This is a genomic window from Sandarakinorhabdus limnophila DSM 17366 (genome assembly GCF_000420765.1).
Lineage (GTDB): Bacteria > Pseudomonadota > Alphaproteobacteria > Sphingomonadales > Sphingomonadaceae > Sandarakinorhabdus > Sandarakinorhabdus limnophila.
On the sequence record NZ_ATVO01000009.1, the window covers coordinates 114,794 to 137,198 of the forward strand.

The 22,405-nt window shown below is 65.2% G+C and carries 24 protein-coding genes; 13 read left to right on the forward strand and 11 right to left on the reverse strand.

Annotation, left to right across the window (positions count from 1 at the left end):
• The first annotated feature begins 5 nt into the window (after nucleotides 1-5).
• Genes trxA through G566_RS0112125 form a run of 3 tightly spaced genes read left to right on the forward strand, consistent with a single transcriptional unit; the run spans nucleotide 6 to nucleotide 1,782 of the window.
• Complete coding sequence (trxA, locus tag G566_RS0112115; RefSeq protein ID WP_022680937.1) at nucleotides 6-911, forward strand: thioredoxin; 906 nt, start codon at nucleotides 6-8, stop codon at nucleotides 909-911.
• Nucleotides 908-1,594, forward strand: a complete 687-nt coding sequence (locus tag G566_RS0112120; RefSeq protein WP_022680938.1) for an LON peptidase substrate-binding domain-containing protein — start codon at nucleotides 908-910, stop codon at nucleotides 1,592-1,594. The genes trxA and G566_RS0112120 overlap by 4 nt, the downstream gene beginning before the upstream one ends.
• Nucleotides 1,591-1,782 carry a Trm112 family protein gene (locus G566_RS0112125; RefSeq protein ID WP_022680939.1) on the forward strand — a complete coding sequence of 64 codons (192 nt, stop codon included), beginning with the start codon at nucleotides 1,591-1,593 and terminating at the stop codon, nucleotides 1,780-1,782. Before G566_RS0112120 ends, G566_RS0112125 begins: the two co-directional genes overlap by 4 nt.
• Here the strand turns inward: G566_RS0112125 and G566_RS0112130 are convergent.
• Nucleotides 1,779-3,560, reverse strand: a complete 1,782-nt coding sequence (locus G566_RS0112130) for a flavin-containing monooxygenase (protein ID WP_051136049.1) — start codon at nucleotides 3,558-3,560, stop codon at nucleotides 1,779-1,781. The two genes, G566_RS0112125 and G566_RS0112130, sit on opposite strands and share 4 nt — an antisense overlap.
• A 48-nt stretch (nucleotides 3,561-3,608) precedes the next feature.
• Nucleotides 3,609-4,832 carry a UbiH/UbiF/VisC/COQ6 family ubiquinone biosynthesis hydroxylase gene (locus tag G566_RS0112135; RefSeq protein ID WP_022680941.1) on the reverse strand — a complete coding sequence of 408 codons (1,224 nt, stop codon included), beginning with the start codon at nucleotides 4,830-4,832 and terminating at the stop codon, nucleotides 3,609-3,611.
• 173 nt (nucleotides 4,833-5,005) lie between these two features.
• On the opposite strand from G566_RS0112135, the gene G566_RS0112140 reads away from it, so the two are divergent.
• Entirely contained in the window at nucleotides 5,006-7,357 is a 2,352-nt protein-coding gene (locus G566_RS0112140) for a DNA translocase FtsK (protein ID WP_022680942.1), read from the forward strand.
• Here G566_RS0112140 and G566_RS0112145 read toward each other — a convergent pair.
• Entirely contained in the window at nucleotides 7,354-8,121 is a 768-nt protein-coding gene (locus G566_RS0112145; protein ID WP_022680943.1) for a sulfite exporter TauE/SafE family protein, read from the reverse strand. The genes G566_RS0112140 and G566_RS0112145 overlap by 4 nt on opposite strands.
• 167 nt (nucleotides 8,122-8,288) lie before the next feature.
• On the opposite strand from G566_RS0112145, the gene lptB reads away from it, so the two are divergent.
• From lptB to G566_RS0112170, 5 genes are all read left to right on the forward strand, one after another.
• A complete protein-coding gene (gene lptB, locus G566_RS0112150; RefSeq protein ID WP_243442452.1) occupies nucleotides 8,289-9,056 on the forward strand; it encodes an LPS export ABC transporter ATP-binding protein in 768 nt (255 codons plus the stop codon).
• Nucleotides 9,057-9,083: 27 nt separating this feature from the next.
• Nucleotides 9,084-10,598 carry an RNA polymerase factor sigma-54 gene (gene rpoN, locus G566_RS0112155; protein ID WP_022680945.1) on the forward strand — a complete coding sequence of 505 codons (1,515 nt, stop codon included), beginning with the start codon at nucleotides 9,084-9,086 and terminating at the stop codon, nucleotides 10,596-10,598.
• Between the two features lie 86 nt (nucleotides 10,599-10,684).
• Complete coding sequence (locus tag G566_RS0112160) at nucleotides 10,685-12,031, forward strand: M48 family metalloprotease (RefSeq protein WP_022680946.1); 1,347 nt, start codon at nucleotides 10,685-10,687, stop codon at nucleotides 12,029-12,031.
• Nucleotides 12,032-12,065: 34 nt separating this feature from the next.
• On the forward strand, nucleotides 12,066-12,791 hold the full coding sequence (locus G566_RS0112165; RefSeq protein WP_022680947.1) for a DsbA family protein: 726 nt from the start codon (nucleotides 12,066-12,068) through the stop codon (nucleotides 12,789-12,791).
• On the forward strand, nucleotides 12,791-13,543 hold the full coding sequence (locus G566_RS0112170; protein ID WP_022680948.1) for an alpha/beta fold hydrolase: 753 nt from the start codon (nucleotides 12,791-12,793) through the stop codon (nucleotides 13,541-13,543). The genes G566_RS0112165 and G566_RS0112170 overlap by 1 nt, the downstream gene beginning before the upstream one ends.
• On the opposite strand, the gene G566_RS0112175 is transcribed toward G566_RS0112170, so the two are convergent.
• The 3 genes from G566_RS0112175 to G566_RS0112185 are packed head-to-tail and all read right to left on the reverse strand — an operon-like array spanning nucleotide 13,540 to nucleotide 15,331.
• On the reverse strand, nucleotides 13,540-14,253 hold the full coding sequence (locus G566_RS0112175) for a M48 family metallopeptidase (protein WP_029131627.1): 714 nt from the start codon (nucleotides 14,251-14,253) through the stop codon (nucleotides 13,540-13,542). The two genes, G566_RS0112170 and G566_RS0112175, sit on opposite strands and share 4 nt — an antisense overlap.
• A 33-nt stretch (nucleotides 14,254-14,286) precedes the next feature.
• Complete coding sequence (locus G566_RS0112180; RefSeq protein WP_022680950.1) at nucleotides 14,287-14,724, reverse strand: YcgN family cysteine cluster protein; 438 nt, start codon at nucleotides 14,722-14,724, stop codon at nucleotides 14,287-14,289.
• Nucleotides 14,714-15,331, reverse strand: a complete 618-nt coding sequence (locus G566_RS0112185; protein ID WP_022680951.1) for an SCO family protein — start codon at nucleotides 15,329-15,331, stop codon at nucleotides 14,714-14,716. The genes G566_RS0112180 and G566_RS0112185 overlap by 11 nt, the downstream gene beginning before the upstream one ends.
• Nucleotides 15,332-15,440: 109 nt before the next feature.
• Here G566_RS0112185 and G566_RS0112190 point away from each other — a divergent pair, with 109 nt between their 5' ends.
• From G566_RS0112190 to G566_RS0112205, 4 genes are all read left to right on the forward strand, one after another.
• Entirely contained in the window at nucleotides 15,441-16,010 is a 570-nt protein-coding gene (locus tag G566_RS0112190; protein WP_243442450.1) for an ankyrin repeat domain-containing protein, read from the forward strand.
• A gap of 67 nt (nucleotides 16,011-16,077) precedes the next feature.
• Nucleotides 16,078-17,376 carry an ActS/PrrB/RegB family redox-sensitive histidine kinase gene (locus tag G566_RS14390; RefSeq protein ID WP_022680953.1) on the forward strand — a complete coding sequence of 433 codons (1,299 nt, stop codon included), beginning with the start codon at nucleotides 16,078-16,080 and terminating at the stop codon, nucleotides 17,374-17,376.
• A gap of 2 nt (nucleotides 17,377-17,378) precedes the next feature.
• A complete protein-coding gene (locus tag G566_RS0112200) occupies nucleotides 17,379-17,924 on the forward strand; it encodes an ActR/PrrA/RegA family redox response regulator transcription factor (protein ID WP_272868124.1) in 546 nt (181 codons plus the stop codon).
• 93 nt (nucleotides 17,925-18,017) lie between these two features.
• Nucleotides 18,018-19,808, forward strand: coding sequence for a DUF885 domain-containing protein (locus tag G566_RS0112205; RefSeq protein WP_022680955.1), 1,791 nt, complete (start codon nucleotides 18,018-18,020; stop codon nucleotides 19,806-19,808).
• Here the strand turns inward: G566_RS0112205 and G566_RS0112210 are convergent.
• Genes G566_RS0112210 through hpf form a run of 5 tightly spaced genes read right to left on the reverse strand, consistent with a single transcriptional unit; the run spans nucleotide 19,799 to nucleotide 22,377 of the window.
• Nucleotides 19,799-20,284, reverse strand: coding sequence for an MmcB family DNA repair protein (locus tag G566_RS0112210; protein WP_029131629.1), 486 nt, complete (start codon nucleotides 20,282-20,284; stop codon nucleotides 19,799-19,801). The genes G566_RS0112205 and G566_RS0112210 overlap by 10 nt on opposite strands.
• A gap of 33 nt (nucleotides 20,285-20,317) precedes the next feature.
• Nucleotides 20,318-20,884, reverse strand: coding sequence for a cell wall hydrolase (locus G566_RS14905; protein ID WP_022680957.1), 567 nt, complete (start codon nucleotides 20,882-20,884; stop codon nucleotides 20,318-20,320).
• A gap of 33 nt (nucleotides 20,885-20,917) precedes the next feature.
• A complete protein-coding gene (locus G566_RS0112220; protein ID WP_022680958.1) occupies nucleotides 20,918-21,256 on the reverse strand; it encodes a DUF1491 family protein in 339 nt (112 codons plus the stop codon).
• Between the two features lies 1 nt (nucleotide 21,257).
• Nucleotides 21,258-21,740: a PTS sugar transporter subunit IIA gene (locus G566_RS0112225; protein WP_051136052.1), complete on the reverse strand. Its 483-nt coding sequence runs from the start codon at nucleotides 21,738-21,740 to the stop codon at nucleotides 21,258-21,260.
• 7 nt (nucleotides 21,741-21,747) lie between these two features.
• The gene (hpf, locus tag G566_RS14400) at nucleotides 21,748-22,377 is read right to left on the reverse strand and encodes a ribosome hibernation-promoting factor, HPF/YfiA family (protein WP_022680960.1); all 630 of its coding nucleotides are present in this window, start codon (nucleotides 22,375-22,377) and stop codon (nucleotides 21,748-21,750) included.
• Between the last annotated feature and the right edge of the window lie 28 nt (nucleotides 22,378-22,405).

Sequence of the window (22,405 nt, forward strand, 5' to 3'; positions counted from 1 at the left end):
ACCCCTTGGCCAGCATTCCGAATCCCGCCGCCGAAAAGGCCAGCATCGAAGCCTTCCGGCGCGACGTGATCGAGGCGTCGAAGACGGCATTGGTGCTGGTCGATTTCTGGGCGGAGTGGTGCGGCCCGTGCAAGACGCTGGGGCCGGCGCTGGAACGACTGGTTGCAGCCCGTGCACCCAAGGTGGCGCTGGTCAAGATCGATGTGGACAAGAACCAGGCGCTGGCCGCCCAGTTCCGCATCCAGTCCATCCCTACCGTCTATGCCTTCCTTGATGGCCGCCCGGTTGATGGCTTCCAGGGCGCCCTGCCGGAAACGCAGCTGGCGCAATTCATTGACAAGCTGCTGGCGGGCGTCCCGGCCAGCGATGACGAGGCCGCGCTGGAGGAGCAGATCGGCCAGCTGATCGCAGCGGCAGAAGAAGCAACTGCGGCCGGCGCCCATGAAGACGCCATCGCCATGCTGGGAGCGGTGTCCAGCGAGATGCCGGATCGCCATGATCTGGTGGCGCGTTATGCCCTGGCGTTGCTGGCGGGTGGCAAACCGCAGCCGGCAGCTGCCGCGCTCGAAACGGTGCCTGCCGATTCGAAGGATGAACTTGTTGTCCGCGCCCGCGCCGCGCTGACGCTGGCCGCCGAAGCACCGGAAGATGACGAGCTCGCCCATCTCGTCGCCCAGGTGACCAATCACCCGGATGACCACGCCGCCCGATTCGAGCTGGCCGGTGCTCTGGCTGCCCGCGGCGAACGCGATGCCGCGGCCGAGCATCTGCTGGCCATCATCAAGGCCGATCGTGGCTGGAACGAGGGCGCCGCCCGCACCAAGCTGCTGACCATGTTCGAGGCCGCCGGCCTTGCCGATCCGTGGAGCATCAAGACCCGCGCCGCGTTGCGCGCGATCTGGTTTGCATGAGCGAGAGCGAAGCCCTTGAACCGTTGCCGGCCGCCGTGCCGGTGTTCCCCCTGACCGGCGCGGTGCTGCTGCCGCGCGGTGTGCTGCCACTCAACATCTTCGAACCACGCTATCTGGCGATGGTGAAGGACGCGATGGCGGCCACAGGCGCTGCCAACCGGGTGATCGGCATGATCCAGCCCAAGGCGCCCAAAGGAAGCAGAGGCGGTGATCCGCCGCCGCTCTACAAGGTCGGCTGCTTGGGCCGGATCACCGAATATCGCGAAACCGACGATGGCCGCATCCTTGTCACGCTGGTTGGCGTCAGCCGCTTCCGGGTGGGCGCCGAACTGGAGCGCGACACGCTCTATCGCCAGGTCATGACCGATTATCACGGCTTTGCCGATGACCGGGCTGAGGAAGAATCGTTGGATGCCGCCAGCCGCGCCAGCCTGGAAGACGCGCTGCGCCCCTATCTTGATGCGCGCGGGCTCGCCGCCGATTGGGAGGCGGTGCAATCGGCTGACGATGAAGGGCTGGTGACGGCGCTGGCCGGCGCGCTGCCGTTCGATCCGCCCGAAAAGCAGGCGCTTCTGGAGGCGCCCACCCTTGCCGAGCGCGCGCAAACGCTGGCCGCGCTGATGAGTTTCGCGGTCGGGCCCAATGGAATCGGGGGCAGCGGCAGCAGCGGCCGCCTCCAATGAGCGGTTCCGCGCTCGATCCGCGTCTGTTGGCCCTTCTGGTTTGCCCGCAGACCAAGCAGCCGCTGCGCCATGATCGGGAACGGCAGGAGCTGGTCAACGACACGGCCGGCATCGCCTATCCGATCCGCGACGGCGTGCCGATCCTGCTGGCAGAGGCCGCGCGCGAGTTCCTGCCGACAACCGGTTAATCGAAGCGCAGCCCCTTGAATTGCCCTTCTGACCGCCAGCCCCGCATGTAGCTGAAGAACGCGTTTGGCCCGGCCGGATAGCCCACCGCATATTTGGCGCGGTCATCCATGGGCTGGCCTTCGTTGTTGTAATAGCCGGGTGTGCAATCCGGGCTGTTTATCATCATGCCGGGACCGGACAGCAGCAGCTTCACCCAGTCTTCCTGGGCCTTTTCGTCCACGTCCATCGTCTTCAGGCCATGATCGGTCATGTGGCGCACGATGGCGGCGATGCTGGTGCCGGTTTCCATCCAGTTGTGCGGCACGTTGACGATGAAATTGGCCGCCTGCGCGAACTGCACCAGGAACAGGTTGGGGAAACCGGCGCTGTTCAGACCGTGCAGCGTGCGCATGCCGTCGCTCCACGCCGCGGAAAGCTTCTGGCCGCCCTTGCCAATCGGATCGAAACCGGTACGTTCTTCGGTGGGGGTGCCGACTTCGAAGCCGGTGGAGTGGATGATGCAGTCCACTTCATAGTGCTCGCCGTCCACCCACAGGCCGGTTTCGTCGATTCGCTCGACACCCTTGCCATCGGTGTGAACCAAGGTGACGCTGGGCCGGTTGAAGGCCTGCAGATATTGATCATGGAAGCAGGGCCGCTTGCACAGCTGGCGATACCAGGCCTGCAGCGCCTCGCCGGTCTTGCGGTCTTCCACCACCGTCACCGCGCGGGTGCGGATTTCCTCCATCTTTTCATGATCGGCCATTTCCCAGGCCTTCATCATGTTTTCCGGGTTCCATTCGCTAGGCGGCAAGCTCATCACCCGGCTGCGGATGCGGCGCGACAGGTCGGTCCAGCCATCCTTCACCCAGTCTTCCGACGCGCCGCCCATACCGACATTGCCGGCAAAGTTTTCCAGCCAGCGCGTCTGCCAGCCCGGCGTGGCGATGGATTCGAACCAGTCGGGATCAATGGGTTCATTGGCGCGCACGTCCACGCTTGAAGGCGTGCGCTGCACCACGAACAATTCGCCGGCATAACGCGCCAAGTGCGGCACACACTGGACGGCGGTGGCGCCGGTGCCGATGATGGCGACGCGTTTGCCCGCCAGCCCGTCCATCGGCGCGCCTTCAGCCGAACCGCCGGTATAGCCATAATCCCAGCGGCTGGTGTGGAACTGGTGGCCCTTGAATGTCTCGATGCCGGGGATGCCGGGCAGTTTCGGCACATTCAACGGTCCGGTGCCGATGCCAACGAAATCGGCGGTGAAGTGATCGCCGCGGTCGGTCTCGATCACCCAGACCTGTTTGGCCTCATCCCAGGTGCAGGAGTTCACCTCGGTGTGGAACAGCGCCTTTTCATAGAGATTGAACGTCTGTGCGATCTTCTTGGCCTGGCCCTGGATTTCGGGGGCGTGGGCATATTTCTCGGTCGGGATATGCCCGGTTTCTTCCAGCAGCGGCATGTAGATGATCGAGGCCGTGTCGCATTGCGCGCCGGGGTAGCGGTTCCAGTACCAGGTGCCACCCACGTCGCCGCCGGCATCGATCAGGCGGAAATCGGTGATCCCCGCTTGCGCCAGGCGGGCGCCAGTGCACAACCCGGCAAACCCGCCGCCAACCATGGCAAAACGCACATGATCGGTGACCGGCGCGCGTTCCTTGCGCGGCGTGTAGGGATCGCCCAGCATCTGCGGGAAATGCGTCGCCAGCCGCACATATTGGGCATTGCCTTCGGGGCGCAGGCGCTTGTCCCGCTCTAGCCGATATTTTTCGAGGATTGCGTCACGATCGATCATGGCCGGCAACCTGTGGCCAGCCGCCGGGCGCCGCAACGCTGCAATTCGCTAGACCAGTTCACCCTTGAGCAGCGCCGGCAGCTTGCCGGTTTCGCCACGGGCCTGATTCATGAAGAAACGCTTCAAGGACGGCAAGCGTTCGACAGAGGCGAGACCGAAACGGCGCACCAGGCTGGGGGTGCGGCCGGGGATGGCGAACAGGCGATTGAGGCCATCGGTAACAGCGCAGACCAAGCTGTTGTCAAAGCGGCGCCACGCCGAGATTTGCGCCAACACATCTGGGCTGCCCAGATCAAGGCCGGAGCGCGCGGCGTTGGTGAGCACTTCAGCGGCGGCGGCGACATCGCGGAAGCCCATGTTGAGGCCCTGGCCAGCGATCGGGTGGATGCCGTGGGCAGAATCACCGAGCAGCAGAAGGCGCGTGTCGGTGTAGCGGGCGGCGTGGTGATAGCCGAGCGGCCACACCGCTTGCGGGGCAATCACTTCGATTTCACCCATGGTGCCGTCGATGCGGGCGGCGATTTCGGCAGCGAGTTGCTTGGGGCCCAGCTTCTTCGCGGCGTCCATATGCTTGCGGTCAATCGTCCATACGATGGCGGTGCGCGGCCGGCCATCGTCGGTGTCGCGCATCGGCAGCAGCGCCAGCGGGCCCGACGGGTAGAAGAGTTCGCAGGCGATATTCTCGTGCGGCACCGTGTGGGCAACCATGGTGATCAGCGCGGCGTGATCATACTGCCAGGTGGCGAGCGGAATGCCGGCGGCTTCGCGGGTGGCGGAGCGGCGGCCATCGCAGGCCACAACCAACGGCGCACGGAACACGCGGCCATCGGCCAAGGTGAGGGTGGCGGCATGATCATCGCGGGCGATACCGACCACCGTCACCGGCGCCAATAACGTGACTTCCGGGCATTCCCGCACCGCGCGCAACAGGCCGGTGCGCAGCCAGCGATTCTCCACCATCGTGCCGAGCGGGTCGTTCTCCTCGCCAGCATCGAAATGCAGATATTGCGGGTGGGCGGCGTCGGTCACGCGAATCTCGCGGATCGGGCAGCCGTGGGTATCGAGGATATCGCCCAGCCCCAAGGCGCGCAGCATGCGCGCCGACGCGCTGGCCACGGCGGTGGCGCGGCCATCGAAGGCCGGAAGGGTGGTGCTGTCCAGATCCTGCGCGTCGACGACGATGCTCGTCACATCATGCCTGGCCAGGGCCAGCGCCAATGTGGCGCCAACCAGGCCGCCACCGATGATGATCACGTCTGCATCCATCGTCATACTGGCTTCCTAGCCGACCTGCGCGATTCCCCCAAGCGGGACATGATGTCCGGGCCACAGTCGGTTTTCCCAAGAGTATGCTTGACCGGAGTCATGGCCTGATTCATCTTTAGGTAGTGCTCAAATGGTGAACATGCCAAGGGCGACGCATCGCATTGAAAGGCGCAACCGCAATGGCCACTCGGGCAGCACCTGCCCCCAAGCGCAGCAGCCCCGGTGGACCCGCCTGGCTGCTGCGGCTGCGCCTCGTTTTGGCGCTGGCCCTTCGCATGGCGGCGCGCGTGGCCGCCGGCGCGGCGGTGGCCCTGATTGGCGTGGCGCTGGTGCTGGCGCTGTTGAGCTATTCCCCGGCCGATCCCTCGTTCAACACCGCCACAGCGCGCCCGGTGGGCAACTGGATGGGCAGTATCGGCGCGCATTTTGCTGATCTGTTGCTGCAACTGGCGGGCTGGCCGGTGCTGTTGCTCAGCCCGGCGTTGATATTGGCGGGGTGGCGCGTCGGCCGCGAAGAGCCGGTGCCGGTGCCGCGCATGGCCGGTGGCAGCCTTGCCGGCGTCTTGCTGTTGGCGTTCGCGGCAGGCGGTTTCGGATTTTCCGCCATGGGCGCCCCGGCCGGGCCGGGCGGCTTGCTGGGCCAGGGCCTGGCGGCGGCGGCAGACGCCGCAGAAGCGATTCCGGAATTGGCCGATGTGTCGGTGGGGGTGGTGCTGGCCATTCTGCTGGCACCGGTAGGTCTGGCCTGCCTGGCCTGGGGCAGCGCCATCAGTCGCGAGGCAGTGGGCGATGCCATCGCGGCCGGCCAGCGCCTGTGGAACCCGGACACCGAAGCGGAGCCGGGCAACATCGTTTTGCCCAAGCCAACACGCAAACCGCCCAAGGCCGAAGCCGAACTCACCACCGATCCGGAGCCTGGCCCAACAGTTTTGCTGGAACAGCCGGAGCGGCCCAGCCGCAGCGGGCGTGACGTGCGCGACAAGCAGAAGTCGCTCGATCTGGGTGATGCCGCCGTGCTGCCGGGTCTCGACCTGCTGACGCCGCCGCCTTCTGCGCCGCGTTCGCGCATCGATGCGGCCGCGCTGGAACAGAATGCGCGGCTGCTGGAAGGCGTGCTGGAAGATTTCGGCGTGCGCGGCCGCATTGGCGAAGTGCGCCCCGGCCCGGTCGTTACCATGTACGAACTGGAACCGGCGCCGGGCATACGGGCCAGCCGGGTGATCGGCCTGGCTGATGACATCGCCCGCTCGATGAGCGCGCAATCGGCGCGCGTGGCCGTTGTGCCGGGCAAGAACGTGATCGGCATCGAACTACCCAATCCGATGCGTGAGACGGTGTCGCTCTCGGAACTGCTGGGCAGCGCCGATTTTGATAGCAGGTCGGTCACGCTGCCGCTGGTGCTGGGCAAGGATATCGCCGGCATTCCGGTGGTCGCCGATCTGGCGCCGATGCCGCACCTGCTGATCGCCGGCACCACCGGTTCGGGCAAGTCCGTCGGCCTCAACGCCATGATCCTCTCGCTCTTGTATCGCATGACGCCGGCGCAGTGCCGGTTGATCATGATCGATCCCAAGATGCTGGAACTGAAGATGTATGACGGGATCCCGCATCTGCTGGCGCCCGTCGTTGTCGATCCGCCCAAGGCTATCCGCGCGCTGAAATGGGCCGTGGAGCAGATGGAAGACCGCTATCGCAAGATGAGCGAGTTGAACGTGCGCTCCCTGGCCAGCTTCAACCAGAAGGTGAAGGAAGCACAGGCCGCCGGCAAACCCTTCGTGCGCCGTGTGCAGACCGGGTGGGACCCGGAAACCGAAGCGCCGATCATCGAGGAGGAAGTGCTCGATTTCGAGCCGATGCCGCTGATCGTGGTGGTAGTGGACGAGCTGGCCGATCTGATGATGACGGCGGGCAAGGAAGTGGAATTCCTGATCCAGCGCCTGGCCCAAAAGGCCCGTGCCGCCGGCATCCATCTGATCATGGCGACGCAGCGCCCGTCGGTGGATGTGATCACCGGCGTCATCAAGGCCAACCTGCCGACCCGAATCAGTTTCCAGGTGACCAGCAAGATCGACAGCCGCACCATCCTGGGCGAACCCGGCGCCGAGCAACTACTGGGCAAGGGCGACATGCTGTGGATGGCCGGCGGCAAGCTGGTGCGCGTCCACGGCCCGTTCGTTTCAGATGGCGAGGTGGAAGCGGTCGCCGATTTCTGGCGAGCGCAGGGCGTGCCGGATTATGTCGAAGCGGTCACCGAAGAACCGACAGATCTTGATGGCCAGCTCGATCTGGCCAGTGCGGGGCTCTCTGGCGGTCGCAGCGGCGATGAGGAGGCGGACGTGTATGCCAAGGCCATCGACGTCGTGGCCAAGTCGCAAAAGGCCAGCACCAGCTTCATCCAGCGCCATCTGCGCATCGGCTACAACAACGCCGCTCGCCTGATCGAACGGATGGAGCAGGACGGGTTCGTGAGCCGCCCCGATCACGTTGGCCGGCGCGAGGTGCTGATCGATGAATATGGGCAGCGCCGTTAGGCGCGCAGGAACAGCCCGACTGTCAGGCCCAGGCCGATAAGGATCACCGCGATCTTCAAGCCCTTTTCCGGCACCACCGCCAGCGCCTTCGCGCCGACATAGCCGCCAGCCATCGCGCCGATGCCGACCACCAGCGCGTGCATCCAGGCGACATTGCCGGTAAGCGCGAACAGGATGGCTGCCGTGGTGTTGGACAGGGAGACCAGCACATTCTTGGTACCACCGGCATACCGTACCGGCAGGCCGGCGATGGTAAGGCTGGCCAGTGTCATGATGCCGGCGCCGCCCCCAAAAAAGCCGCTGTAGATCCCGATGGTCGATTGGGTGAGCACGGTCACCCACGCCGGTGGCGGCGGGCGGTCGGCGGACTTCTTCGGGCCAAAGCTGCCCCAGGCAAAAACGGCGGTGGCTAACAGCACCAGCCACGGCACCATGGCGGCAAACACACGTGTGGGAGTCGCATTGAGCAGCAATGCGCCGGCCACCCCGCCGATAAGCGCGATGGCGGCCAGCGCCTTGAATGACAGACGATCGGCCCCGGCAACCAGTTTTCGTCCGGCGATGCCAGTGGTGATCTGGCCGGGAAAAAGCGCCATGGTGGAGGTGATGTTTGCCAGTTTGGGATCAAGTCCGGCAGCGATCAGGGCCGGCAAGGTGATGAAGCTGCCGCCGCCCGCCAAGGCATTCTGGGCGCCCGCCCAAAGGCCAGCGCCCAGCAGCAAGGCCAGCATCGCCGGATCGGAAAAATTCAACGCCGCGCCCATGATGGCCGGGGCTGTTCCTGCAAATGCTCCGGATTGGCAACAGAAATCACGGGTTTCGCCACTTAGCCGCCTTGGCGTGGCGACGCATTCACGATAGTTTACACTCACACATGCAAATTTCGCGCCAATTGGCTGGAGCAGATTCAATGATGGCCGATACCGAGGTAATGGAACAACGCGAACAGCAGCGCGAGCAATCGGGCGGCCCCGTGCTGCGTGGGCTTTCGGTTGATGGCATCGGCAAGAAATATGACAAGCGGGTCGTGCTGCGCGACGTGTCGCTTTCGGTGCGGCGAGGCGAAGTTGTCGGCCTGCTGGGTCCCAATGGCGCCGGCAAGACCACCTGTTTCTATTCGATCATGGGTCTCGCAATGCCGGATTCGGGCCGTATCCTGCTGGATGGCCATGATATCACCGGCCTGCCGATGTATCGCCGCGCCGCACTCGGCCTTGGCTATCTGCCGCAGGAAACCAGCATCTTCCGCGGCATGACTGTGGAACAGAACATCATGGCCGTGCTGGAAGTGGCGGAGCCCGATGCCCGGGCGCGCTCTGCACGGCTGGAAGAACTGCTGGGCGAATTCAACATCACCCGCCTGCGTGCAGCGCCGGCAATGGCGCTTTCGGGTGGGGAGCGGCGCCGGGTGGAGATTGCCCGGGCGCTGGCTGCCAATCCGTCGATCATGCTGCTCGATGAGCCGTTTGCCGGCATCGATCCCATCTCCATCGCCGATATTCGCGCGCTTGTGGTGCAGCTGCGCGCCCGCGATATCGGCGTGCTGATTACCGATCACAATGTGCGCGAAACGCTGGAAATCGTGAATCGCGCCTGCATCATCTATGATGGCCGCGTGCTGTTCGAAGGCACGCCGGAAGCGCTGGTTGCCGATGAAACCGTGCGCCGTGTCTATCTGGGCGAGGATTTCACCCTGTGATCTGGCTGGGGCACAGCGGGGGCTGAGATGGGCTTGGGGCCGCGCCTTGAGCTGAGGCAATCGCAGCAGCTGGTGATGACCCCGCAGCTGCAGCTGGCGATCAAGCTGCTGACACTGACCAATGTCGAACTGGAAGGCTGGATCGCGGAGGAGCTGGAGCGCAATCCCCTGCTCGCCGCCGGCGATGCCGCCGAGCCGCCGGAACCGGCCGGGCCAAGCGGGGTGGACGCACCGCCCGATGCCCTGCCTGTGTTTGACCCCGCATTTGACGATGCCAGCAGCGCGGGGCTGGAAGCCTTGCTGCGTGATGGCATCGGCGGCGGCGATGGCCCGTTAGAGGCCGATTACACCGGTGAGCGTTTCCATCATGACTGCACGGCGGACCAGCCCGCGGATTGGGGTGAACGCGCGGCGCAGGCCGGCAGTGAGGACGACGGCCCGGATTTCGAGCGGATGGCCGGTGGCGAAGCCGGGCTGACCGAAGTGCTGGAAGCACAGGCAACAGCCCGCTTTGACGGCATCGATCTGGCCATTGCCCGATCCATCATCGATGGCCTTGATGAAGCCGGCTATCTGGTCGAACCGCTGGAGGAGATTGCCGACCGGCTGGACGTGTCGCCGGCGCGGGCCGAAGCGGTGCTGCGCGACGTGCAGATGTTCGATCCGGCCGGTGTTGCCGCGCGCAGCCTATCGGAATGCCTGATTGCCCAGGCCCGCGCCGCCGATCGCTGCGACCCGGCGATGGAAAAGCTGCTGAACAATCTCGATCTGGTGGCGCGCGGCGACATGGCCGGCCTGATGCGGCTGTGCAAACTGGACCGCGAGGATATCGTGGACATGATCCGCGAACTGAAATCCTATGATCCCAAGCCCGGCCTGCGGTATGGCGGGGAAACCGGGACGCCGGTGGTGCCTGATGTGTTCGTGACGCGCGGCACGGACGGCAGCTGGCAGATCAGCCTGAACCAGGCGACGCTGCCGCGCCTGATCATCGATCGCGACTATCACAGCGAACTCGCCAGCGGAGCGGACAAGGCAACCCACGGCTTCCTGAATGAATGCGTGGCCAGCGCCAACTGGCTGCTGAAGGCGCTTGATCAGCGCGCCCGCACCATCATCCGGGTGGCCACCGAAATCGTGCGGCTGCAGCAGGGGTTTTTCGAGCGCGGGGTCAGCCAGCTGAAGCCGCTGACCCTGCGCCAGATCGCTGAGCTGATCGAAATGCACGAATCGACCGTCAGCCGCGTGACCAGCAACAAATATCTGCTGTGCGAACGCGGCCAGTATGAGCTGAAATATTTCTTCACCTCCGGTGTCAGCTCCGGCGATGGCGAAACCGCGTCGGCCCTGGCCGTGAAGGACCGCATCGCCCGACTGATCGCAGCCGAGGGCGAGGATGTGCTGTCCGACGACAAGCTCGTCGAACTGCTCATCGGCGAAGGCTTCGACATCGCGCGCCGCACCGTGGCCAAATATCGCGAGGCGCTGGGTCTGGGATCATCGGTGCAACGCCGGCGGGCGCGGGCGCTCAGGGCGGCCTGAGAAAGGGAGCCTCCATCCCGGCACACGTTCGTTATGGCCGCACCCCTTCACCGCAAGTTCAACTATGCTAGGCAAGGGGAAGACGCATGCGCATCCTTGTTTCTCTGCTGGCGCTGGCCCTGGCGCTCCTTCCCGGCCCGGCCTGGGCGCAGTCCATCCTGCGCGACGCCGAAACGGAGGCGTTTTTCCGCGAGATTTCACGGCCGCTGATCGATGCGGCGGGGCTTGATCCGCGCAGCGTGCAGTTCGTGCTGGTGGGTGATCCCAGCATCAACGCCTTTGTGACGGGTGGGCAGAATGTGTTCATCCACAGCGGGCTCATCACGGCGGCCGACAATGTGAACGAGCTGCAGGGCGTGATCGCGCACGAGCTGGGCCATATCGCGGCTGGCCACAATGTGCGCTTTGGCGAAGGCGCCGGGCCGGCCAGCAAAATTTCGCTGCTGTCGTTGGTGGGGGCGGCGCTGGCGGTGGCTGCTGGTGCGGGCGAAGCCGGCATGGCGATTTTGGGACTGGGCACCGCGGCGGCGCAGGGCAAGTTTCTCGCCTTCACTCGCGATCAGGAAAGCCGTACCGATCAGGCTGGCGCCGTGTTTCTGTCGAAGTCCGGGATTTCGGGCAAGGGCAGCATCGCCTTCTTTCGCAAGCTGCAGGGTCAGGAGTTTCGCCTCGCCATCCCTCAGGACAATGAATATGCGCGCACCCACCCGCTGTCGTCGACGCGCGTCGCCAATCTGCTTTCTGTCTATGAGAAGGACCCAGCCTGGAACACGCCGCCCGACAAAGCGCTGCAGGCCAAGTTTGAGCGTATCAAGGGCAAATTGATCGGCTTTGTGGAAGAGCCGCCGCGGGTGATGCAGCAATATCCGGAAGGCACCAACACCGCCGCGGCACTTTATGCTCGTGCCTATGCCTGGCACCGTTCCGGCCACCCCGATCAGGCCATGACGGAAGCGGCCCGGCTTGTCGCATTGAACCCCTACGATCCCTATTATCTGGAACTGGAAGGCCAGATCCTGCTCGAATCCGGTAAAGTGGCCAACAGCCTGCCCGTGCTGCGCCGCGCGGTCGAGCGGGCGCCGTTCGAGCCGATGATCATCACGTTGTTGGGCCACGCGCTGGTGACGAGCGAAGACCCCAAGCTGCAGGCCGAAGCCGAGCCCTTGCTGCGCAAGGCCGTGAGCCTGGACCGCGAGAATCCCTTCACCTGGTACCAGTTGGGCGTGATCTATGATCGGCGTGGTGACAAGCCACGTGCGGCGCTGGCAGCGGCAGAGCGCTTCAGCCTTGAAGGCAATGCCATGGGGGCGATGATGAACGCGCGCCTGGCACGGGCGGGCTTGCCGGCCGGCACGCCCGACTCTATCCGGGCAGACGACATCATGCTGGTGGCCGGCGACGCGCTGGAACAGCAGAAACGGAAGAAAAGATAATCTTATGGCAGGATTCTGGAGCCGGCAGTTGAGCATGGCCGCTGTTGTCGCGGTGGGATTGGCCAGTGCGGGCGTGGGTGCCGGCGCGGCGCTGGCCGCCGGGCAGACAAAAGAGCGCCCCGATCGGGCCGAGATCGAAGCCATCGTGCGCGATTATATCCTGAATCACCCGGAGATCATTCCGGAAGCCGTCGCCCGGCTGGAGCAGGCCGAGGCGCGCAAGGCACTGGCCGCCAGCCGCAGCGCGCTGGAAACGCCCTTCCCGGGTGCGACCGCCGGCAATCCCAATGGCGATGTGAAGCTAGTGGTGTTCTTCGATTATGCCTGTCCCTATTGCCGGCAGGGCCACGCCGATGTGGCAAAGCTGGTGCGTGAAGACCCGAAGCTGATGGTGATCTATCGCGATTTCCCGGTGCTGTCGCCGGCCAGCACAGAAGCGGCGATGGCCAGCCTGTCGGCAGCGACACAGGGGGGGTATCGCAAGTTCCACGACGCCATGTTCGACAGCCCTGGCCGTGTGAGCCTGGCCCGCACCATGGGCATCGTGAAGGGCGTGGGCCTTTCCGAAGACAAGGTGACCGCCGATCTGAAGAATGCCGCACTGAAGGCCGAAGTGGACAAGAACCTGGTGCTGGGCCGTGAGCTGGGGCTGACCGGCACGCCGAGTTACATCATCGGCAACCGCATCCTGTCGGGCGCGGTGGGGTTTGACCGGCTGAAGGACGCCGTGGCCGCTGCCCGCGCCGAAAAGGGCCGGTAATGGCGCAACCCCGCTTTGGCGGCTTCGACGGGGCGGAGATTGCCGTTGTCGAAATCGGCGAAGGCCGGCCGATCATCCTGCTGCACGGGCTGTTTTCCAGCGGCGAGATGAATTGGCGGCGCTATGGCGCGGCGGCCGAAATTGCCAGTGCCGGCTATCGGGTGATCATGCCGGATTTCCGCGCCCACGGGCACAGCGCCGCGCCGCATGATGCCGCCGCCTATCCACCTGACGTGCTGGCCATGGATATGGAGGCGTTGATTGCCCAACTGGGACTGACGGATTTCGACATCGCCGGCTATTCGATGGGCGCCCGCACACTGGTGCGGCTGCTGGCACGCGGGCTGCGGCCGGGGAAGGCGATCATTTCCGGCATGGGGCTTGAAGGGCTGATCGGCGGCACGCAGCGGGCGGATTTCTTCAAGCAGGTCGTGCGTCAGCCCGATGGCTGGCCCGGCGGCAGCCCGGAAGCCTTTGCCGCGGCCTTCATGAAACAGAACAAGGTGGACACCACCGCCGTTGGCCTGCTGCTCGACACGTTTGTTTCGACGCCGATCGAAGTGCTGCGCGAGATCGAAACCCGCTGCCTGGTGCTGTGCGGGGTGGATGACAAAGACAATGGCTCCGCCCCGGCGCTGGCCATGGAACTGCCCAACGCTGCGCTTGTCGAAATTGCCGGCAACCACATGAGCGCCGTCACCAAGCCCGATTTCGGCACTGCCATCGCCGCCTGGCTGGGCCATCCGCTCTAGGCTTCGCGCCCCACCCAGTGCAGCGCGGCGCCATGCCGGGCGAGCCAGCGTCGGGCCTCGCCAGCGCGCGGATCAAGCTGGCGGTTCAGGGCGTGGAAGGACGGGCTGTGATCCTGGTGAACCAGATGCGCCGCCTCGTGCGCCACGATGGCAAAGCGCACCCATTCGGGCGCACACACCAGCCGCCAGCTGTAGGCGATGCGGGCGCCGTCACCTGACCGGGCGCCGGCACAACTGCCCCAGCGGCTACTGGTATCGCCCACCGAAATCCGCGCCAGCGGCTGGCCGAGCTGATCAGCGAGGCGGCGGGTGGCAGGTTCCAGATCGGCCAGCGCCCGGGCCTTGAGCCAGCGTTCGATGCGGCCGGACAGCAGCGACAGCGGCCCACCAACGCGCAAGGCATCGCCGGCCAGCACCGGGGTGCGAGGGTGATCGGCCTGCCAGTCGATGCGCACCGGCGCGCCATTGACGGGGATGATCGCACCGGGCGCATACGGGATCGGCGCTGGCCATTTTGCCACCTGCGCTTCGATCCACGCGTGGTGGGCCTTGAGCAGGGCGGCACCCACGTCCTCCCCGCCTCGCGACGGCAGGCTGATCTCGATGCGCCCCTTGATGGCGCTGGCGCGCAGCCGCACCCCGCGCGCCATGGGCCGGCGGGTGGCAACCACCGACACAAGGCGGCCGGCGACGATCAGTTCTTCGGGCAATTGGGGGCGTCGCCAGCGCAGCATCAACGGGTCTTACAGCGGCTTGTCGATGATGAAGTCTTCAAGATCACCAATGTGATCTTCGCTGATCACACGGCCAGCAACGGATTGGCCGGCACGGTGGATGGACTCGCGATCACCGGTAATCAGGTGGTGCCACGGTGCCAGCCCCTGGCCGCGGTGAACACGCAGGTAGGAACAGGTTTCCGGCAGCCAATCGAGATCATCGAGCTTGCCTGGCGTGAGCCGCACGCATTCCGGCACCAACGCCTTGCGGTTGCGATAGTCGCTGCACTGTGCGGTGCGCGTATCGAGCAGGCGGCAGCAAACGTTGGTGGGAAAGACCTCGTTGGTGTCTCCATCTTCCAGCTTGTGCACGCAGCATTTGCCACAGCCATCGCACAAGCTTTCCCATTGCGCCCGCGTCATGTGGTGAAACGGCGTGGTTTCCCAGAACGGCTTATCGGACATGGGTGGCCAACAGTTCAGCCACGGCCGCCGCCGTAAGGCCCTGATGCGGCAGGAAAGCCACCGGTTTGCCTTCCGGATCAAAAAGATAAACCATGGCGCTGTGATCCATCAGGTAATTCTCGGGGTCGCCGGTGTCCATGCGCTTGGCATAGACGCCAAAGCGGCGCGCCACCGCTGCAATCTGTTCGGGCGTGCCGGTCAGGCCAACAAGGCGCGGGTGAAAGGCCGCCACGAACGGCTTCAGCACGGCCGGTGTGTCGCGCTCCGGATCAATGGTGATGAAGATTGGCGCCACATTAGCTGCGCGGCCAGCATCCTGCGCTTCGTACGCCTGCAGACCGCGCCCGACCAGCACCAGATCGGTGGGGCAAACATCGGGGCAGAAGCCATAGCCGAAATAGATCAGCCGCCAGCGCCCGGCAAAATCCGTGTCGCGCACCGTTTGCCCATCCTGATTGGTGAGCGTGAACGGCCCGCCCAGGCTGGCGCCCGCCAGATTGCCGGGCGGCGCTGGAGGCGTGGAAAAGCGCATCCAGCCAAAGCCAGCCGCCAGCAGCAGCGCCACCGCCAGCACCAGCCAGAGCCGCAGATTCTTGGACCTGTTCATGGGCGATTGATGGGGCTATGCGCTATCATGGCCTTTAGGGGCATAGGCAAAAGGTGGAAGCTTGTCGATGATGTGCCAAGGACTTCTGCAGCGACTTCTGGTTCTGGTGATGCTGGCAACAGCGATGGTGGCGGCTACGCCGGCCGCCGCGCAGTTTTCCGACAGCTACAACTTCATCAAGGCGGTGAAAGACCGCGACGTCAACAAGGCCATCGAACTGGCCGACCAACCCGGCACCACCGTGGTGAACACCCGCGACGCCGATACCGGGGAAGCCGGCATCCATATCGTCACCCGCCGCGGTGATCTTGGTTGGCTGGGCCTGCTCTACCAGAAGGGCGCCAACCTCAACCTCAAGGACCGCGAGGGCAACACCCCGCTGATCCTCGCCGCCATAAGCCGCTGGAGCGAAGGAGCCGCGACCCTGATCCGATTGAAGGCGCAGGTGAACGCCCAGAATCGACTGGGCGAAACCGCGATCCTGAAAGCGGTGCAGGCACGTGATCTTGCCCTGACCAAGGCATTGATCGATGCCGGTGCCAATCCCGACATTGCCGACAACAGCGGTATCAGCGCGCGCGCAGTGGCCACCAGCGATCCCCGCGCCGTCAGCATCGCAAAACTGTTGAAAGACGTTCCGGTGAAGGCCACCGGCCGCGTGCAGGGGCCATCGCTCTGACCATGCCCGCCTGGCGGCACGTGGAACGACACGCCGCATGTGCGAACGGGCTTGCGGCGGCTAGGGCATGAAGATGGAAAGGCTCTCCATCGCGGCTTCCGCCTTTGATCGCCCCGGGGTGCGCGTGCGCACGCTGGCCGGCATCCGCTGGATCGCGATCCTGGGCCAGTTCACCACGCTGCTGGTGGTTGGGTTGTGGTTTGGCTATCCGTTGCCCTGGGGATCGCTGCTGGCCGCCGTGGGCGCGTCGGTCATCCTCAACTTCGGCCTTTCGACGCTTTACGAACGTACGGAACGGATGACCGGGCGCGAACTGGCGCTGCACCTGTCGTTCGATCTGATCCAGGCCGGGGTGCTGCTGTTCCTCACCGGCGGGCTGGCTAATCCGTTTTCACTGCTGCTCATCGTGCCGGTCACCATTGCCGCCACCTTGCTCACGGCGCGGGAAATGGCACCGCTGCTGGCGCTGACACTGGCGGTGCTGGTGGTGATCTGGCTGTGGGCCCAACCCCTGCCATGGAACGGGCCACCGCCAGAATTTCCGCTGATCTACCGCGTTGGCGACGTCATCGCCTATGGCCTCGCGATCGGTTTCCTGGCTGCCTATCTGTGGATGGTCTCAGCTGAAGCGCGCACGCGGGCCCGGGCATTGGTGGCAACTGAGGCCGCGCTCACCCGCGAAGCCCGCATGAACGCGCTGGGCAGCCTGGCAGCGGCGGCAGCGCATGAACTGGGTGGGCCGCTGGGTTCGATCAGCCTGATCGCGCATAGCCTGGAAGAAGAATTGGGTGATGATCCCGAATTCGGCGAGGACATCCGCCTGCTCGCCGCCGAGGCCGCGCGCAGCCGGCGCATCATGAAAGATCTTTCGACCCGCGCCGAAGCCGAGGACCCGTTCGCCATCCTGACGCTGGATCTGCTGCTGCACGAGGTGGCGCAAAGCGTGAAGCCGGCGCGCGTGCCGGTGAATGTGGTGGTTTCCGGGCCGCAGCCGCTGGTGCAGCGCTCACCCGAACTTCTGCACGCGCTCAACAACCTAGTATCCAACGCCGTGCGCCACGCCGGCACCGAAGTGCGGATGGAAACCTTCATCACCCCGTCTGAAATCCGCGTCGCGGTGGTTGATGACGGCTTTGGCTTTCCGCCCGATCTGCTGCCTCGCCTGGGTGAACCCATATTAGGCCCATCGCGATCGAAATCCGATTCCACCGGCTTGGGCGTGTTCATCGCCACCACGCTGATCGAGCGTACCGGCGGCCGGCTGGCCTTTTCCAACCGGCCCGAAGGCGGTGCCCGGGTGGAGGTGCGCTGGCCAAGGGAAGAGTTTGAGTTTAATGACCCCCAGGGGCAAGGACAGGAGCAATGACCATGGCCAGTGTACCGGAGACCGAGGGCCGCCCGCTGTTGCTGGTGGACGATGATGCCCCCTTCCGGCAGCGGCTTTCCGTGCTGCTGGCACGCAAGGGCTTTGCCGTCACGTCGGTTGGCAGCCTGCAGGAAGCCCGGGTGGAAGCCGCTCGGCTGAAGCCGGCTCATGCCGTGGTCGACATGCGTCTGGAAGACGGCAACGGTCTCGATCTCGTTGCCGAACTGCGTGCAATGAGCCCGGATGTGCGCGTCGTCATGCTTACCGGTTATGGCAATCTCGCGACCGCTGTTGCGGCCGTGAAGGCCGGCGCCATCGATTATCTGGCCAAGCCGGCCGATCCGGAAGACATTGTGCGCGCCCTCTCCGCCGATGGCAGCTCCCGCCCGGAAGCGCCGCCAGAACCGATGTCGGCCGATCGCGTGCGCTGGGAGCATATCCAGCGCGTGTATGAACTGTGCGATCGCAATGTATCGGAAACCGCGCGGCGGCTGAAAATGCACCGGCGCACCTTGCAGCGGATCCTGGCAAAGCGCAGCCCGAAGTAAGTCGCAGCGGGGCGGCACCTTGCCGGGAGCCCGCTCGACGTCACGCGCCGGAAGCCCCTTTCCAAATCTGTGGCATGCTGCTTCCATGCAGCCATGCTGAACCGTCGCACCACGCTTGGCCTGTTGGCCGCCCTGCCCACCGCGCCTGCGCTTGGTTTCGGGGCCACGGCCTCGGCCAAGCTGGCTGGTCTGCTGACCCGTGCCGCCCAAGCCGATGCCGCGCTGTCGCCCACCGGCCCGCCGGGACGTCGGCGCCCAGCCGGGGAGCCGGTGTTCATCGATCCGCTGTCAGACGAATGGGCGACAGCCACGCTGGCCAACAAGCGGCAGGCAGCAGCCGAGCTCGCGGGCATCGACCAAGCCGCGTTGACCGCGGCCGAGCGCATTGCCTACGACGTGTTTGCCCGCAGTGTTCAGCAGGCAATCCAGCTGCATAAAAGTGGCCTGTTTGCCATCCAGCGCCGGCTGGCGCTGAACCCCAGTTTTGGGCTGCACGTGGAGCTGCCGGATTTCGTCGCCGGCCCCGGCGCGCTGTTCAAGACAGAGGCGGATTATGCAGCAGGGCTGGAGCGGCTGCGACTGTTCGCCGGGCACATGGACGGCGCCATCGTGCGCCTGAAGCAAGGCCTGGCCAGCGGCCATGTGCAATCACGGGTGCTGGTGGAAAATGTGCTGAAACAGGTGGAGGCCATGCTGGCGCTGCCGGCAGACCAGACGCCGTTCATGGCCGCCATCGGGCGCATGCCGCCGGTGCTGGCCAGCAGCACGTCACGCTGGCAAGCGGACTATATGGGCATGGTCAAGGGATCGGTACTGCCCGCCTATGCGCGCTGGCGGGACTTTCTCACCAGCACTTATCTGCCGGCCACGCCGGTTGGCCCGGGCCGATCGGCAACGAAGGATGGAGACAGGCTTTATGCGTTCGAGCTGGAGCGCCACACCACCATCCCGATGGCGGCGCAGGCCATTCATGATCTGGGCCTTGCAGAAGTGGCCCGCATCCGCGGTGAATTCGAGACCGTGCGAAAGCAGCTTGGCTGGACGGGTGACCTGAAATCGCTGTTCGAACATGTCCGTACCGATCCGAAATTCTACTGCAAGACCCAAGAAGAGCTCATCGCCCGCTTTGCCGAGATCGAATCCCGCATCTGGCCAGCCATGCCACGCCTGTTCCACCGCCGGCCATCCGCTCCGTTCAAGGTTGCGCCGCTACCGGCCCTGGGCGGGCAGCGCGGCACTGGCTATTATCGCGCCGGTCCGCCCGATGGCGTGTCGCCGGGCATCCTGTTCTTCAACATGGCGATGCTTGATACGCGGCCGATCCCCACGCTGGAAACGCTGACGCTGCACGAGGGCATCCCCGGCCATCATTATCAGGTAACGCTGGTCAACGAAGACAAGACGCTGCCCGACACCCTCAAGCGCGGCGGAAGCACTGCCTACAGCGAAGGCTGGGGGCTTTATGCCGAATCCCTCGGGCGCGAACTGGGCATGTTCGCCGATCCCTGGGCCTGGTTCGGGCATCTCGACATGGAGATGCTGCGCGCCGTGCGGCTGGTGGTTGATACCGGCCTGCATGAATTTGGCTGGAGCCGGGATCGCGCGATCGCCTATATGCTGGCCAACACATCGATGGCGCCGCGCGACGTGGCTGTGGAAATTGATCGCTATATCGCCCAGCCAGGCCAGGCCTGTGCCTACAAGATCGGCGAGCTGACTTTTGCCCGCCTGCGCCGCGAGGCCGCCGCTGCGCTGAGGCCAAAGTTCGATGTGCGCGATTTCCATGAGGTCTGCCTTGATACCGGCGCACTGCCGCTGGCGGTGCTGGAATCAAAGGTGCGCGACTGGATCGCAGCCGGCGGCGGCCGGCCGAATCAATCGTAACCCAGCAACGCACTTTCCGGATCGACGAGGCCCAGCCAGCGGTGAGCAGCGCGGCGGGCGAGAGCGAGGGTGATTGCCTTGCGCCGGGCAGGGTTCAATGGGCGCCATGGTGCCTCGCGCACCGCTTCGGCATCAAAGCGATCGGCCACGATGAGCCCGGTCTGCTCTGGCCGGAAGGCCGGGGTGTGGAGATCGCCCGTCGGCAGGCCGGCGGGCACCGCCCAGAAGAAGCGATCGCAATGATCAAGATAATCCGGCCATTTGCGATCACCGCGCAGATCCGCGAGGCTGATCTTGATCTCGACAAGTGTCAGACGGCCGGTTGCATCGACTCCAAGGATGTCGGCCCGACGGCCCCCGGAAAGCGGCACTTCGGCGAGCGGACTTACACCGGCGCGCAACAGCCAGCGGCAGGTGCCGCGCAGCACGTCGGTTGCAGAAAGATCATGCGCCATCGCGCAAGTCTTTCGGAACATTGAGGGAACATCAAGCCCCGCGGGGCCAGCACGTCAACGATAAAAGACGTGATTGCCGATCTTCGCCACACGGGCGAGGCGCCAGCCGGGATTGAGGCGGGCAGAATGGAAGCTGTGAGCACCTTCAGCAATATCGTGCCACAGCCCAGCAGCAGCGATGCGCGCAACGGCCAACGCGGTGGTGAAGGTGGCGGTGGAACGCTGGACGCGGGCAGCGTTGAAATTGAACTGGCGCGGTGCCTTGATTACGCCGCACATGCCCTTACCCCAGCGGCCGGACTTGGCGCGATTGACCACGGCCTGGGCGACGGCCAACTGGCCTTCCAGGGTTTCGCCGCGGCTTTCGAACCACACAGCGGTGGCCAGGCAATCCAACTCGGCATCGCTGGCGGCAGCGGCAGGCGCAGCGGCGACCATCTGCACCAGCGCGTGCAGGCCAGCGGGCACCGGGGCCGCCGTTTCAGCCATCACGCGATCATCTTCGCCGGGCAAAACCGGCAGACTGGTTTCGGCGAGTACCGGGCCAGCGACGGCGAACAGCAGCACTGCAGCGATACGCGCCGCCGCCTTGCCGATGCCATAAGGAGCCTGTGAAACCATAGTGAGTGTTGAAGCGTATGTACGGCAGGGCAATCAACCACCGTCGAGCATTTCGGCGACGAACTGCCCTGCCTGCGGGATATCCAGTTCGATCACCCACAGATCAGGGTCGCGGCGGCGGGCGCGTTCGATCCAGGCCAGCACATCTGGTCCGCGCGCCAGTTCGGAAAATTCATAGCGGCCACCCGCGCCCAGCACCGCGGCGCGCAGTGCTTCCTCGCCGCCATCGCGGGTAACGACGGCAATGGCGCCGGCTTCGTCATCGCCGCGCGCCAGCACCGTGCCAAAGCCACCAGCGCTGTTGACCCGGCGGATCAGCGCATCGACCCGCACCCGGCTGGCCAGCCGGGGCAGAGGGCCATCTTCATGCACGTCAGGCGGCGACGGCCGCTTGGCCCGCCAACGCGGCCATCATGGCTTCGGCGGTACCTGCCGCACGCAGCGCCGGCACCGCTTCAGGATCGCGCAGCGCCCGGCTGATGCGGGCAAGGGCCTTCAGATGATCCGCGCCCGCGCCTTCAGGCGACAGCAGCAGCACCAGAAGATCAACGGGCTGGCCATCAACGGCGCCCCAGTCGATCGGCTGCGGCAGCCTTGCCACCAGGGCCACACAATCGGGCAGGCCGGCCAGCCGCGCATGCGGGATGGCCACGCCGCCGCCGAACCCGGTGGGGCCCAGCGCCTCGCGGGTGCGCAGGCGTTCATGGATGAGCAGGGCAGACTGGCCCACCAGATCAGCGGAATGGCGGGCCAGCGTCAACAATGCCGCATCTTTGGACAGCACCGGCAGTTCGGGAATTACCCCGCCGGTCGGCACCAACCCGGCGAAGCCGGGAGCCTGAGATACTGCATTCATCGCCGTTCTATCCTGCCAGTGCGATTTCGCGCGGGCGGGCGGCAGCATCGGCACGGGGTTCGACCCAGCCAATGGTGCCGTCTTCCCGGCGATAGACCATGTTATGCGCGCCGGTGGCGCTGTTGACGAACAACAAGGCTGTCGTGTTGCGCAAGTCAAGCATCATCACGGCATCACTGACGCTGGTGGTGGGAATATCGACCCGGGTTTCGGCGATGATCAGCGGCGCATCGCCTTCCGGTTCAGCATCTTCGGGCGCTGCAGCAAACACCTTGTATTCGGCATTATCGAGCGGTTGCAGTTCGGTCAGCGGCGGTGCAGTCCGCCCGGCGGCCGGGGAGTGCCGATCCTTCAGCCGGCGCATGTAACGACGCAGCTGCTTGTCGATGCGTTCGGCGGCGGCATCGAAGGCAATATGCGCATCACCGGCGCGTGCCGATCCCTTCAGAATCAGGTCGGCCATCACGTGCATGACGATATCGCACGCAAAATGACCATATGGGGCCGGGCCCAGCGTGACATGGGCAGAGAGGGCGCGCGGGAAATATTTCGCCACCATCGCACTCAATCGTTCGCGCACATGATCGCCAAAGGCAGCCCCGGTATCAACCTGGTGCCCTGAAATCCGGATATCCATGTTTCTTGTCTCCTCACTCGGCCGTGCA

Coding starts and splice junctions, on each gene's coding strand:
- G566_RS0112125 (WP_022680939.1), top strand. CDS start 1,591: ATGAGCGGTTCCGCGCTCGATCCGCGTCTGTTGGCCCTTCTGGTTTGC.
- G566_RS0112140 (WP_022680942.1), top strand. CDS start 5,006: ATGGCCACTCGGGCAGCACCTGCCCCCAAGCGCAGCAGCCCCGGTGGA.
- G566_RS14390 (WP_022680953.1), top strand. CDS start 16,078: ATGAAGATGGAAAGGCTCTCCATCGCGGCTTCCGCCTTTGATCGCCCC.
- G566_RS0112145 (WP_022680943.1), bottom strand. CDS start 8,121: ATGGGCGCGGCGTTGAATTTTTCCGATCCGGCGATGCTGGCCTTGCTG.
- G566_RS0112205 (WP_022680955.1), top strand. CDS start 18,018: ATGCTGAACCGTCGCACCACGCTTGGCCTGTTGGCCGCCCTGCCCACC.
- G566_RS0112160 (WP_022680946.1), top strand. CDS start 10,685: ATGCGCATCCTTGTTTCTCTGCTGGCGCTGGCCCTGGCGCTCCTTCCC.
- hpf (WP_022680960.1), bottom strand. CDS start 22,377: ATGGATATCCGGATTTCAGGGCACCAGGTTGATACCGGGGCTGCCTTT.
- G566_RS0112190 (WP_243442450.1), top strand. CDS start 15,441: ATGCTGGCAACAGCGATGGTGGCGGCTACGCCGGCCGCCGCGCAGTTT.
- G566_RS0112130 (WP_051136049.1), bottom strand. CDS start 3,560: ATGATCGATCGTGACGCAATCCTCGAAAAATATCGGCTAGAGCGGGAC.
- G566_RS0112180 (WP_022680950.1), bottom strand. CDS start 14,724: ATGTCCGATAAGCCGTTCTGGGAAACCACGCCGTTTCACCACATGACG.
- G566_RS0112135 (WP_022680941.1), bottom strand. CDS start 4,832: ATGACGATGGATGCAGACGTGATCATCATCGGTGGCGGCCTGGTTGGC.
- G566_RS0112225 (WP_051136052.1), bottom strand. CDS start 21,740: ATGAATGCAGTATCTCAGGCTCCCGGCTTCGCCGGGTTGGTGCCGACC.
- G566_RS14905 (WP_022680957.1), bottom strand. CDS start 20,884: ATGGTTTCACAGGCTCCTTATGGCATCGGCAAGGCGGCGGCGCGTATC.
- G566_RS0112210 (WP_029131629.1), bottom strand. CDS start 20,284: ATGTTCCGAAAGACTTGCGCGATGGCGCATGATCTTTCTGCAACCGAC.
- G566_RS0112165 (WP_022680947.1), top strand. CDS start 12,066: ATGGCCGCTGTTGTCGCGGTGGGATTGGCCAGTGCGGGCGTGGGTGCC.
- lptB (WP_243442452.1), top strand. CDS start 8,289: ATGGAACAACGCGAACAGCAGCGCGAGCAATCGGGCGGCCCCGTGCTG.
- G566_RS0112185 (WP_022680951.1), bottom strand. CDS start 15,331: ATGAACAGGTCCAAGAATCTGCGGCTCTGGCTGGTGCTGGCGGTGGCG.
- G566_RS0112120 (WP_022680938.1), top strand. CDS start 908: ATGAGCGAGAGCGAAGCCCTTGAACCGTTGCCGGCCGCCGTGCCGGTG.
- rpoN (WP_022680945.1), top strand. CDS start 9,084: ATGGGCTTGGGGCCGCGCCTTGAGCTGAGGCAATCGCAGCAGCTGGTG.
- G566_RS0112200 (WP_272868124.1), top strand. CDS start 17,379: ATGGCCAGTGTACCGGAGACCGAGGGCCGCCCGCTGTTGCTGGTGGAC.
- G566_RS0112170 (WP_022680948.1), top strand. CDS start 12,791: ATGGCGCAACCCCGCTTTGGCGGCTTCGACGGGGCGGAGATTGCCGTT.